At 73.9% G+C, this 12,995-nt stretch carries 7 protein-coding genes, 1 tRNA gene and 2 pseudogenes; 8 read left to right on the forward strand and 2 right to left on the reverse strand.

Annotated elements, in window-relative coordinates:
- Positions 1–6: 6 nt before the first annotated feature.
- The gene (locus COO58_RS19560) at positions 7–1,062 is read right to left on the reverse strand and encodes an amino acid--tRNA ligase-related protein (protein WP_091573748.1); all 1,056 of its coding nucleotides are present in this window, start codon (positions 1,060–1,062) and stop codon (positions 7–9) included.
- A gap of 580 nt (positions 1,063–1,642) precedes the next feature.
- On the opposite strand from COO58_RS19560, the gene COO58_RS19565 reads away from it, so the two are divergent.
- A complete protein-coding gene (locus tag COO58_RS19565) occupies positions 1,643–2,128 on the forward strand; it encodes an ArsR family transcriptional regulator (RefSeq protein ID WP_245666279.1) in 486 nt (161 codons plus the stop codon).
- Entirely contained in the window at positions 2,121–3,392 is a 1,272-nt protein-coding gene (locus COO58_RS19570; RefSeq protein ID WP_091573747.1) for an MFS transporter, read from the forward strand. Before COO58_RS19565 ends, COO58_RS19570 begins: the two co-directional genes overlap by 8 nt.
- 217 nt (positions 3,393–3,609) lie before the next feature.
- Here COO58_RS19570 and COO58_RS19575 read toward each other — a convergent pair.
- Positions 3,610–3,693 (reverse strand) — tRNA-Leu (locus COO58_RS19575).
- 198 nt (positions 3,694–3,891) lie between these two features.
- Here COO58_RS19575 and COO58_RS31250 point away from each other — a divergent pair.
- From COO58_RS31250 to COO58_RS19610, 6 genes and pseudogenes are all read left to right on the forward strand, one after another.
- Positions 3,892–4,065, forward strand: a pseudogene (locus tag COO58_RS31250) (hypothetical protein); the annotation flags it as partial.
- Between the two features lie 2,328 nt (positions 4,066–6,393).
- Positions 6,394–7,233 carry a fibronectin type III domain-containing protein gene (locus COO58_RS19590; protein ID WP_255292719.1) on the forward strand — a complete coding sequence of 280 codons (840 nt, stop codon included), beginning with the start codon at positions 6,394–6,396 and terminating at the stop codon, positions 7,231–7,233.
- A 205-nt stretch (positions 7,234–7,438) separates the two neighbouring features.
- Positions 7,439–10,003, forward strand: coding sequence for a fibronectin type III domain-containing protein (locus COO58_RS19595; protein WP_176558912.1), 2,565 nt, complete (start codon positions 7,439–7,441; stop codon positions 10,001–10,003).
- A gap of 25 nt (positions 10,004–10,028) precedes the next feature.
- Entirely contained in the window at positions 10,029–11,024 is a 996-nt protein-coding gene (locus tag COO58_RS19600) for a MoxR family ATPase (RefSeq protein ID WP_091573541.1), read from the forward strand.
- Between the two features lie 2 nt (positions 11,025–11,026).
- A complete protein-coding gene (locus COO58_RS19605; protein ID WP_098746638.1) occupies positions 11,027–12,181 on the forward strand; it encodes a DUF58 domain-containing protein in 1,155 nt (384 codons plus the stop codon).
- Positions 12,102–12,995: pseudogene (locus tag COO58_RS19610) on the forward strand (transglutaminase domain-containing protein); the annotation flags it as partial. The gene COO58_RS19605 and the pseudogene COO58_RS19610, both read left to right, overlap by 80 nt.

A 12,995-nucleotide genomic window follows, 5' to 3' on the forward strand; every position in this document is an offset into this window, starting at 1 on the left:
GCGGCGCTAGGGCCTGACCACCGCGTCAGGCCAGTCCTCGGGCTCGTCGATGCGAGAGATCAGGGGCAGGTCCCGGATGTCGTCGTGGTTGAGGACCCACATCAGAAATCGGTCGATCCCCATGCCGAATCCCGAGGTCAGCATCGGGAGCTCCTGCTTCATGCGGACGTACCACGCGTACTCGTGCTCGTTGACGCCATGCAGCGCCATGGATCTGCGCAGTCGATCGGCATCGGTGTGCCGCTCGCCGGAGCCGACCACCTCGCCGATGCCGAAGAACAGGTCGGCGGCCCGGGCCGTCCTGAACTGGTCGTCGCCGGAAGCCTGGTAGAACGGCACCGCCAGACTGTCGAAGTGGTGCACCCAGAGGAACTCGCTGACCCGGTCCAGCAGCAGCCGCTCGCCCTTGCGGGTGAGCGTGCGCCACGTACCCTCGTCGCGGACCGCGCCTTCCACGTCAGCGACGCACGCGACGGCCTCTTCGAACGTCAACTGCTCGAAGCTGGCCGCCTCCACCATTCTGACCAGATGGGAGACATCACCTCGGGCCGCCTCCAGCCGCCCACCGACGGTCTCCAGGACGGCACCGGCAAGCGCCTTGACGTAGCCGGTCACGTACACGATCAGGGCATCCAGATCCCCAGGGATCTCGGCCTCGCTGTGCGCGTACTGCCCGAGATGAGTCTTGTCGGGTTGCTCCCCCCGGAACGACGGCATGATCGTGTAGCAGCCGCCGGGGGCGACACGACACCCGTACTCAAGGGCGAACTGCATGGAATCGGCGAGGTAGGTGCGTACCCCGCCCACCGTCACCGGCACCGGCTCCGCGTCGCTGCCCAACGCGGTCGGGCACGTCACCGTTCGCGTGGTGATCGGGAGGAAGAGATGCTTCAAACCCTGGGCAGCTGCATAGCGAACGGTTTCCGTGTGGACGACATCATGGAGGTCGGCGATCAGGCCGTACCAATCGGACCGCAGATCCTTTATCACCGTCGAGGGATCGTTGTAGTCACGATGTGCCGGCGGATCGATGGAGACGTACGTGGTATCGAACGGCGTCACAGACCAACCTCTTCAATCGTCATTGCAAGGGCGCGTTCAGTCGGTGGCAGCATTCGCCGCGGACGAGTTCAGGGAATCTCTCGCACTGCATCCTCCAACATGGATCTTACGGCACGGTCGTCGATCCATGGGGCCCGTCCCGGCCAGGCGATCTTGTCGCCGGAGGCGCCGGCAGGGCAGTTGCGTAGTCGATTGAAGGCGGTGTGAGCAGGGGTTTCGGGTCGATAGCTCGCGATGCGCCCCCGCCCGCCACGGCCACCGAAGGCGACCAGCAGGCCCGCCCGCTGTCGGCGTACGACACCACCACCGGCACCGCCCTCACCCCGGTGCAAATAGGGACGCAGCCCGACGAAATTCCACAAACCATCCATAAGACTAAGACCCAATTTGTCGACGACACCGGTCGGCCGCCGTGGTGCGTATCCGGGCTGGCCTTTCCCGCGAGACACGCAGTCGAGCAATACCTTCGCAGTGGATGCCCCACCGGTCTCGTATGCGACAGCCGCGACGGCTGACCGGCCGACGGGCGCCCGACGGAAGTCAGTTGCTATAAATGCCTTTCTGAAGCATTCTCTAGCGTGTGACCCGGCTCGATGACAACGTTCCGAAGTGCTCATTCCACTTGCGACAGCTCGCCAAGTACGGGTTCGCTGAACGTGCGGCCGCAGCGGAGAGTCGAGAACGGCCCCGGCGGGCCACCGCGCGAGACACCTCCTGGGACGACGATTCGGACGATCCGGCCATGAAGGCCGCCACCGACCAGCTCGACGGTGTGATGCTCGCCCTCCTCGTGCGACGCGCGCGGGACTACCTCGCGGTCCGCGGCGACGAGCCCGTCGAATGGCGGACCGCCGCCGGCTTCGGCGACGCGCTGCTGCACGTCACCGCCGCTGAGCCGCGTGGGCTCACGGAGGAGATCGAGGGGCTGCTGGCCCGGCACGACGAACGGGTTGCCGACCCGGCGAGACGCCCGCCCGGGTCGCGCCCCGTGCAGATCATCCAGATGGCGGTGCCGCGTAGGCCCGTACCCGTCGAAGGGCAGCGAGCGGGGACGGATCGTGACTGAACCCCTGGTCCGGGCAGATCCGGCACCCCCGCGCCGGCCGCGCATCCCGAGGCTGCTCCAGCAGCCGTACTTCCGCCGCTACTGGTCCGCCCAGACCGTCTCGCTCTTCGGCGACCAGATCACCATGCTCGCCGTGCCGCTGCTGGCCGTGCTCGCGCTCGGCGCCGGACCCGCCGAGATGGGCTACCTGACCGCCGCCTCGCTGCTGCCGAACCTGCTCTTCTCACTGCCAGCCGGCGCGTGGGTGGACCGCTACCCGCGCCGTCGTCAAGTAATGATCGTCGCCGACCTGGGCCGGGCGGGCCTCCTGCTGGCCGTGCCGCTGCTGTGGTGGACGGACGCACTGAACCTGCCGCTGCTCTGTGTCGTGGCCTTCCTGATCGGGATCCTCTCGGTGTTCTTCGAGGTGGCCCACAGCAGCCTGTTCGCCAGCCTGGTCCGGCGGCAGGACTATGTGGACGCCAACAGTCTGATCAGCGCCAGCAGAGCCATGTCCGACGTGGCCGGCCCGAGCATCGGCGGCGTGCTCGTGCAGGTGCTCACCGCTCCGGTCGCGCTGGTCGCCGACGTGCTCACCTACCTGACATCGGGTGTCTTCCTGACCCGGATAAAGGTCACCGAGCGTCCCGCACAGACCGGCCCCGGCCTGGGCATGGCCGCTGGCGTGCGCTACGTGGCCCGCTCCGCGGTGCTACGCGCGGTCCTGCTCGGCGCCACCACGCTCAACCTGTTCAACTACATGTTCGCCGCACTCTTCGTGCTGTACGTGACCACCGAGCTCGACGTCTCCCCCGGCCTGCTGGGCCTGATCATCGGGGCCGGCTCGTTCGGCGGATTCCTCGGCGCGGCCGTCACCGGCCCACTCAGTCGCCGGATCGGCATCGGCCCGGCGGTGATTCTCGGTCTCGTCGTCTTCCCGGCCCCACTGATCCTGGTACCACTGGCCGGGGGACCGCGACCGCTGGTGCTCGCGCTGCTGCTCACTGCCGAGTTCGTCTCCGCCCTGGGCGTCATGATCCTCGACATCACCGCCGGATCGGTGCAGATCGCGGCCACACCGGAGACGATGCTCGCCGTGGTCTCCGGTTTCCGGCGCACCGTCAACTACGGCATCCGGCCCGTCGGCGCGCTGATCGGCGGCGCGCTCGGCGCCACGATCGGGGTCCGCCCCGCCCTCTGGATCGCCAGCCTCGGTGCCCTGCTCGGGGTGCTCTGGGTCGTCTTCTCTCCGCTGCGTACGATGCGCGATCTGCCGGAGGAGTGAGGAACCCGCCGTGGCCGGTCCGGCCGACCGGGACGGGCGCGGAGATGCCGTTGTCGGCCAGGCGTTGGGCGAAGCGCAACTCGCCTTCCTGGAGGTGACCAACGCGTGGACGAGGTAACTGGCGACCTCGCCCGGGGTGGTGCCATCGTCACCACCCGCAAACGCAAACGGTGCACGCTGAAGTGGATCTCAGCGCGCACCGTGGGCCTATGGGTTGTGTCCGAGGGGGGACTTGAACCCCCACGCCCTATACGGGCACTAGCACCTCAAGCTAGCGCGTCTGCCATTCCGCCACCCGGACCTGCACGTACAGCCTACCCGGTCGACCAAGGTGATCTTCTCACCGGATCAGCCGGCCGTCGGGCCGCACGGGGGATTACTGTACACGGCCCGGAACGATCATGCACATCACCACTAGCGCCCCACGTTTCCCCAGGTCAACACCGTCTGGCAGCGGGCGGGTAGCGCGCGACGGACGATTCCGGGCAGCATTGCTCACGTGTCCCACCCCTCCCCGTTGACCGCCGCTCAACACCAGGCCCTCGCACTGCGCGCCGCGGGCGACCTGACCGGCGCCCGCCGGCTGCTCGCCGACGCGATCACCGCGGCCCGACCGGCGTACGGCGAGGACCACCAGGACGTCCTGGCCACCGGCCACCTGCTGGCCCGGCTGCACCGGGAGGCCGACGACCCCGCCGCCGCCCGCCGGACGCTCGAAGAGGCGTACGCTGCCGGTGAGCGTCGCCGCGGCGACGCCGGCCCGCTGATGCTCGCGCTCAGCTTCGACCTGGCCGGCGTGGCGGAGGAGCTGGGCAACCGGCACGAGGCCCGCCGCAACTACAGCCGCGTCGCCGCCGCCGGGCCCGCCGTGCTCGGTCCGGACCACCCGGCGGTACGCGCGGCGCGGCACTACCTCGGCGGCTCCGCCGCCGCTCCCGCCGGCTACGGCCCCCCTCCCGGCGGCTCCGCCGCCGCTGCCGGCACGCGCCCCGATCCGGCGCTGTCCGGGCCCACCGTGTCGCTACCGGCGGTCACGCCGTCGTACCCTCCCCCGCCGGTCCCGCCGCGACCCACTCCTCCGGTGCCGCCCGCACCACGGATACCGGGTGCCGAGTGGGCTCCGCAGCCGCAGCCGGCGCGCCGGGCGCCCTGGCCGGGCCACGGGCCGGGTTCGACGACGCCTCCCGCTGCCCCGCCGCCGGGAACCGCCGCACCCGCCCGGGGCACACTGCCGCCCCCGCCGGCGGTCCCGATCTCGTCGCCGCCGGTCGGACCCACCGCGCCGCCCCGAACGTCGAGTCCCTGGGCTCCTCGGCCGGCACCGCGGACCAGCGGCCTTCCGACGCCGCCCGAGGACGTGACCGCACGCTTCCCCGCACCGTCCGACGACGTCACCACACGGTTCACCGCGCCGTCCGCCGCCGGTGCGGACCACCCGGCGCCCCTCGGGACCGCACCGCGACCGACGGCCGGACCGCCGGTGGTACCCGGCGTCACACCGGTGCCGCCGGTCCACGGCGCCACCCCGGTGCCGCCGGCACCCGGCGTCACACCGGTCCATCGGGCGGGGCCGACTCCGGTCGCGGGCACTGCCGGCCATCACCCGACCGGCGAGGTACCTCCGACCGTCCCTCCCCCTGCCGGTGAACGGCCGGCGCCGGCCCGGCCGCCGGTCGTTCCGCCCACGCCTCCGCTCCCCGGGCCGCCGGCCGCACCCGCCACCTGGCGCACGACGCCCGGGCCCGGCCCGACGCCGACGCACACCCCGCACGGGTCCGTGCCACGCAGCCCGGCGTATCCCGTCCCGGCACCGCCCGTGCCACCGACGCCGGTCCCCTCAGCCTCCGCTCTGCCACCGGCCCCGGTCATCCCGCAGCCGCCGGCACGACCCGAGGCCGGGTCGACTCCTGGCGCCGCCTCTCCCCCGCCACCGCGGCTGCCGGCGCCACCGGTCGCGCCACCGCCACCGGTCGCGCCACCGCCACCGGTCGCGCCGACACCGGCGGCGTCACCCGCCGTCACCTCGATGCCGGCGGCGCCGGTCTCGGGCGCACCGGCACGCGGCGTCCTTCCGCCGCCGCCCGCCCTCGCCCCGATGCCGCAGGCGCCGGGCCCGCCGGCACACGGAGTCCTCCCGCCACCGCCGGTCGTGCCCGCCGCGCCGCCGGTCTCCGCACCACCCGTCGCTGCGCCCGCGAACCCCGTCCCCGCCTCGACTCCGTCCGTCCCGGCGCCACCGGTTCCCGAACCCACCTCGACCCCACCGGTCCCGCCACCACCACCGGCTCCCGTCCCCACCTCGCACTCGTCGACGCCGCCGACCGCAGCCGGCCCCGCATCGACCCCGGCGGCACCGGCAACGGTGTCGGTCGCCGCGCCACCAGCCTCGGCGGCGCCGGTCTCCACGCCCCAGCCGTCAGCTCCCTCGTCACCGTCGGCCGTGCCGGTGCCCGTCCCCGGTCAGCCCACGACGGGACGCCCGGACCCGACGCAGGTGGGCGACTCGGACGGCGGCGCGGCGGGCTCCGTCCCCGGCGGACCGGGCTGGGACAAGCCGACCGTCCAGGTTCAGCAGATCGGTCCGCTGCTGCGCGAGGAGGCGGATCGGGCGGCGGCCGCGGACCGCGAGTCCCGCCCGGACACCCGGCCCGCCGACGGTCCACCCACGAGTTTCCGGCCCGTCGGCGGACCGCCCGCGAGCGCGTCCGGGATCGACGCGCCACCCGCCGGCGCGGCGCCCGTCAGCGGACCACCGGTCGGCGCGCCGACCGTCGGCACGGGGCCGGGAAGCGCAGCGCCGGTCAGCGGGCCACCGGCACATCCCGTCGGCGCACCACCGACGATCCCGGGCGGCGGCCCAGCCGCACACCCCGTCGGCGCACCACCGACGATCCCGGGCCGCGGCCCAGCCGCACACCCGGTCAGCGCACCACCGACGGTCCCGGTCAGCGGGCCACCGGGACATCCGGTCAGCGGACCGGCCGCGTACCCGGTCAGCGGCATGCCGATCAGCGCCGCCCCGATCAGCGCCTCCCCGGTCAGTGGGTCACCGGTGCCGCCGTGGGGGATGACCGCTCCACCGTGGAGCAGCGTCGCCCCGTCCCAACCGGTGGACCGGCCCGCCGACCCGGAGCCCGAGCCGGCGACCGCGCCGGGGCCGGGACCCGGCACGGATCCCACCGCCCCCGGCGAGAGGCCGGATGGGGACGCGCCGGCCGACGGGCGGTCCCTGCCGGTATACGACGGGCTGCTCGACTTCCCCGAACCGGCGCGCCCGGAGCCCGCGTACCCGGGGCAGCCCGCACACCCGGCGTCGCCCGCGTATCCGGAGCAGGGCTCCTGGCCGGCGGTGCCGCCGTCGTTCCACCAGCCGGCGGCGTACCCGGAGGTGGAGGAGCCGGAGCCGCGCGGCCGGAACCGTACGGTGCTGGCCCTGCTGGTCGGCGGCGCGGTGCTGGCGGTGGTGGTCGCGGTCGGCGCGGGCGCGGTGTGGCTGAACCGGGACGCGGCACCGCCGGCGCCGGCGCCGAGCGCGCCGAAGCCGAAGGTGACCGGGCCGCCCCCGGCTGACCTGCGGTTGCGGGACGACACCACCACGATCACGGTGACCTGGACCGACCCGACGAGCGGTGGGGTGCCGTTCGTGGTGGCCGGTGGTCAGGCCGGGCAGAAGCTCGGGGTGATGGCCACTGTGGACGCCGGCCAGACCCGGTACACGGTGAACGGGTTGAGCGCGCGGCTGGACTACTGCTTCACCGTGCTGGCGGTCTACTCGACCGATTCGTACGCCACGTCCGGTCAGGTGTGCACGGACCGCGATGGCGGCGCCACGCCGAAGTGACGGGGCACCGAGGACACGCTCGGTGTCCACAGGGAGACGGTGCGGGTTTCACCGGCCTCTGCCGGCACCTATGATGGCTCCCGGCTCTGGGGAGGGTCGACCACGCGCGGCGCCCTCCCCCACCGACGCGGGGAGGCAGCCGGCAGTGACCACCATCGAGGACGTCACGAGCACCGGGCCGGAGACGGCCCGCCCCCGGTCGCGGATGCGCGGCGGCCTGGTGACCATCGGCACCGTGGCCGCGTTGCTGGCCGCGATGGGGCTGACCGTGCTCGGCCTGGGCGCCGCCGACAACGCGGTGGCCAACTACGACGCGTCCTCCTGGTTGTGGAGCACCACCCGCAGCGAGCTGGCCCGGGTCAACGGTGTCACCGCCCGGGTGGACACCCGGATGGAGGTGCCCGGCGGGCGGCGGCACCAGATGCAGGTCGCCCAGACCGACCGGCTGCTGATCCTGCGCGACCTCAACACCGGCCAGGTCAGCTCGCTGGACCTGGCGACGTTGCAGATCACCGCCAGCACGCCGACCGCGCCGGGGTTCGGGGTCAGCGTGGCGCTGCACGAGGACGCGGCGTTCGTGGTGGACGCGGTGCAGGGCATCGTCCGGCAGCTCGACCCGCGGGCGCTGACGCCGGTGGGCGAGCCGGTCCGCTACCCGCCGGGCATCGCCGGCGGGACGTTCGACGGCGCCGGCAAGCTGTGGATCGCGGTGCCGAGCGAGGGCACCGTCTCGGCGATCACCGCCGCCGACCTGCCGGACACCCCCGGCGCCGCCCCGCCGGCCGGGCTCAGCCCGAAGCGGGTCGAGACCCACGAGGTGGCCGAGCCCGCGCACGAGCTGGTGGTGTCCACCCTGGACGAGGGTGTGGCGGTGCTGGACCGCACGTCCGCGTCGCTGGTGACCGTGGTCGGCGGCCGGACGCAGCGGGCCGGGCTGACCATGACCGCGCCGGGCAACCTGCCGCCGCGGACCAGCGGGCCGCAGGTGCCGGTCACCGTTCCCGGTGACCGGTCGGTGCACGTGGTCCGCGACGGCGCCGAGGTGAAGCGGTTCACGGTGCCCGGGACGGGCGCGCGACTCAGCCCGGCGGTGGCCTGGGCGGGCCGGTTCTACTGCGCCGACGAGAGCACCGGCGCGGTCTACTCGTTCGACGCCGCCGGGCAGCTGGTGGAGACGATCAAGGGTTCCGGCCGGCCCGGCCCGGTGGAGCTGGAGGTCCGGGAGAACCACCTGTTCATCAACCCGCCGGACTCGTCCACCGCCCAGGTGGTCGACGACCGCAACCGGGTCCGCGAGGTGAACAAGTACGCCAACGACGTGCTCGGCGGCGACCCGCCGCCGGTCCCCCCGCCGCCGCCCCCGCCGAAGAAACCGAAGGTGGGCAAGCCGGGCGCGCCGAAGGCGGTCACCGCCGCCGCGGGCAACGCGTCGGCGCGGGTGAGCTGGCAGGCCGCCGCGTCCAACGGCGCCGAGATCACCCGCTACGTGGTGGAGGGCGGCGGTCAGACCCACCAGGTGGGCGCGAACCAGCGCGCGTTGGAGGTCACCGGTCTGACCAACGGTGAGACGTACACGTTCTCGGTGCACGCGGTGAACGCGAAGGGCGACGGTCCGGCGCGGCGCAGCAACCCGGTCGTGCCGACCGCGGAGGTGCCCGACCCGCCGGCCTCGGTGACCGCCGAGGCCCGGCCGGACGGCACGGTCCGGGTGAGCTGGCCGGAGGCCGACGGCCAGGGCAACACGGTCACGAAGTACGCGGTGACCGCGACCTCGGCCGGCGCGAGCGCCCCCGCCGGCGAGTCACCGAAGACCGAGCTGGTGGTGCCGGCCGGCGCGCTGGAGTACGGCACCCAGTACGCGTTCACGGTGACCGCGGTCAGCGACCGGGGCGCCGGGTCGAAGGCGTCGCCGGTGAGCAACACGGTGGTGCCGTTCACGGTGCCGAAGGCACCGACCGAGCTGCGCGCGTCCACGGTGGCCGACCAGCCCGGCACGATCGCGGTGGAGTGGTCGCCGGCGGTGGAGAACGGCCGCCCGGTGACGAAGTACGTGGTGGAGGCCGGCGGCAAGACCGTCGAGGTGACCGACGTGCGGGCCACCGTGGGCGGCCTCGGCAACGGCCAGAACGTGACCGTGAAGGTCAAGGCGGTCAACGAGGCCGGCGACGGCCCGGAGGCCAGCACCACCGCGCGTACGGTGGCCGCGCCCCGGATCACGGTGACCGGCTCGTCGGCGGACGCCACCTCGGTGACGGTGACGTTCACCGTGGACGCGGGCGGCGGGCGGGCCACCTGCACGGCGGCGACCGGCGGGAAGACGGCCAGCGGGAGCTGCTCCAGCCTGCGGGTGACCGGGTTGACGCCGGGCACGGCCTACACGGTGACGCTGACCGCGTCCAACGCCGCCGGTAAGGGCACAGCCACCCGCGCCCAGACCACCGACCCGGTCTACGGCATCGCCACCTGCAAGAACGGCCCGGACGGGGACCAGCGGACGTACTGCAACAAGGACGTGCCGGGTCGCAACGGGAACGAGATCTTCAAGGTCACCCAGCAGGACGACGACCGGCAGGCGGGCTGGGTGCCGGACGGGACGCGGCTGCGCACGTACTGCAAGGCCAAGGGCGAGGACGTCGACGCCTGGATCTACAACAACAACAAGCAGAGCACCTGGTGGATCCAGATCGCGTACGAGGGCAAGACGTACATCCCGTGGGCGTGGCTCAACCTGGAGGGCGGCGACAACCTCAACGTGCTGCCCACCTGCTGACCTCGCCCGGACCGAAAGGCACACCGTGAACACGCACGAACCGCTCAGCCAGCCGGAGGTGCAGGGCTTCGCCGCCCTCGCCGCCCGGCTGGCCGACAACGTCAACGCGGTCGTGCTGGGCAAGCCGCAGGTGGTCCGGCTGGCGTTGACCGCGCTGTTCGCGCAGGGGCACGTGCTGCTGGAGGACGTGCCCGGGGTCGGCAAGACCACGCTCGCGCGGGCGGTGGCGGCCACCGTGAAGGGGCAGTGGCGGCGGATCCAGTTCACCCCCGACCTGCTGCCCTCCGACGTGTCCGGTGTGACGATCTTCAACCAGGCCAGCCGCGGTTTCGAATTCCACCCCGGGCCGGTCTTCGCGAACATCGTCATCGCCGACGAGATCAACCGGGCCTCGCCGAAGACCCAGTCGGCGCTGCTGGAGGTGATGGAGGAACGGACGGTCACCGTGGACGGCGTACGCCACCCGGTGCCGCAGCCGTTCCTGGTGGTGGCCACGCAGAACCCGGTGGAGATGGACGGCACCTACCGGCTGCCCGAGGCACAGCTCGACCGGTTCCTGGTGAAACTCTCCGTCGGCTACCCGGACGAGGCGGTCGAGGTGGAGGTGCTGCGGGGCGCCACGGTCCGCTCCCCCGACTCACTCACCGCGGTCACCGACACCGCCACCGTCGGCGAGATGGTGAAGATGGCCCGGCGGGTGCACATCGCCGAGCCGCTCTACGCGTACGCGGTGCGGCTGGCCGCGGCCACCCGTACCCACCCGCAGGTGCGCGTCGGGGTGAGCCCGCGTGGGGTGATCGCGTTGACCCGGGCGGCGTGCGCGTACGCGCTGATCGACGGCCGGGGCTGGATCATGCCGGAGGACCTGAAGGCGCTGGTCGAGCCGGTCTTCGCGCACCGCCTGCTGCTCACCCCGGACGCGCAGGTGCGGGGCGTCACGCCGGCCGAGGTGCTGCGCCAGGCGGTGGCCTCGGTGCCGGTGCCGCTGCCGTCCGGCCAGCCCGCCCCGGTGCACGGCTGAGCGTGGGGATCACCGCCCGGGGGATCGGGCTGCTCGTCGCCGCCCTGGTGCTGCTCGGCGTCGGCTTCCGGTACGCGTACCCGGAGCTGACCGTGCTCGGCGCGGCGGCGGCCGTGGCGGTGGGCTACGCCGGGGTGACCGCCGCGTGGCGGCCCCGGTTGACCGTCGAGCGTCGGGCCGACCCGGACCGGGTGGCCCGCGGCGAGCCGGCGGCGATGGAGTTGACGGTGCGCAACACCGGCCGGCTGCGGGCGGCGAACCTGGTGGCCGAGGACCGCTGCGCCGGCGCACTGGTGCCGGTGCCGCTGCTGCGGCTGAGCCCGGGACGCGACACGGTGGTGCGTTATGCGGTGCCGACGCAGCGCCGGGGCGTGGTGCCGGTCGGGCCGCTGCGGGTCGTCCGCCGTGACCCGCTCGGCCTGGTGGCGCTGGCCCGTGGCTACGGCGACGCGGTCCCGGTGTGGGTGCACCCGCGGATCCATCCGCTGTCCGCGGTGCCGACCGGCGCGGGGCGCAGCCTGGACGGGCGCACCGACAGCGTGCCGCACGGCTCGATCACGTTCGACTCGTTGCGGGAGTACGTGGTCGGCGACGAGCTGCGCCGGGTGCACTGGCGGACCAGCGCCCGGGTGGGCGAGCTGATGGTGCGGGAGAACGTGGACACCAGCCTGCCGCGGCTCGTGGTGGTGCTGGACAACCGGTCCGCCGCACACCCGGGACGGGTCGCGGGCGTGGCGGAGTCGTTCGAGGCGGCGTGCGAGGCGGCTGCGTCGGTGGTGGCCGCCGCCGTGCGCGAGGACCTGCCGGTGTGTCTGCTGCTGGTGGCGCCCGCCGAGACCGAGCCCGCCGGGGCGGCCGGGCCGCTGGATCTCCTCGCCGCGGTCGAGCTGGCCGAGGGCGGGTCGGAGGTGCTGCCGGCGGCGACCGCCCGGCTGCGCCGCGACCGGCTCGGCGACACGCTGGTGTTCCTCACCGGGCCGGGCGGCCGCGACGACCTGGGCCATGTCGGCGCGCTGCGCGGCGCGTACCCGTCGGTGGTCGTCGGTGTGTTCGGCGCGACGGGACCGACGGCGGCCGGTGGGACGGGCCTGGTGGTGCTGGACGCGGCGGACGGCGCGGCGTTCGCCGCCGAGTGGGACGGGATCCGCCGGTGGTGACGCGGCTGCGCGCCGTGCCGGTGCCGGCGGCGCTGGTCGTGCTGGTCGCGCTGTCCGGTGTGGTGCTGGGCCGGGTGTACGCGGACCCGCTGCTGACCCGGCTGATGGTCGGCGCGGCGGTCGGCTCGGTGCTGGTCAGCGTGGCCGCCCGGCGACTGCCGTCCTGGTTGGTGGCGCCCCTGTCGGTGGCCGCGCTGACGGCTGGACGCTGCTGTCGCTGCGGCTGGCCGCCAGTCACGCGGCGCTGCCCGGCGGGCTCGGCGAGGTGGCCGTGGACGCCGCGCGCAACGCTATCCCCCGGCTGCTCACCGCGATGATCCCGGTCGAGCCGGCGCCGGACACCGTGCTGGTCCCGGTGGTGGCCCCTGGCTGGCCGGGCTGACCGCCGCCGAGGTGGCGCTGCGGGCCGGGCGGGTGCTGCTGGGCTACCTGCCGCCGGTGCTGCTCTACGGCGGCGTGCTCTACGTGGTGGGGCCGAACGCGGAGCCGGCGGTCGCGCCGACGGTGCTGTTCGCGGCCGTCGCCGCCGCCGGCTGGCCGTGCCGGGCCGGCATTCCGACCCGGCCGCCGGCGACCCGGTGGCCGGGCTCCCCCCGGCGGTACGCGCGGCGGTGCGGCTGCGGCTGGTCGCCGCGACCGCCGCCGGGCTGGCCGTGGTGGTGGGCTCGCCGCGCTGCTCGCACCGGTGGTGGCGGGTCAGGTGGAGGACCGTCCGGTCGATCCGCCCGCTACGTGGAACCGCCGCAGGTCGAGTCGCTGGACGAGAACCCACTGATCCGGATCTCGGGCTGGGCGTTGAACCCGGACCAGCGGC

It is taken from the genome of Micromonospora sp. WMMA1996, from assembly GCF_002573675.1.
Taxonomy (GTDB): Bacteria; Actinomycetota; Actinomycetes; order Mycobacteriales; family Micromonosporaceae; genus Micromonospora; species Micromonospora sediminicola.

Bases quoted from the DNA above. Each gene is read 5' to 3' on its own strand.
- COO58_RS19590 (WP_255292719.1), top strand. From the start codon at position 6,394: ATGCCGATCAGCGCCGCCCCGATCAGCGCCTCCCCGGTCAGTGGGTCA.
- COO58_RS19595 (WP_176558912.1), top strand. From the start codon at position 7,439: ATGCGCGGCGGCCTGGTGACCATCGGCACCGTGGCCGCGTTGCTGGCC.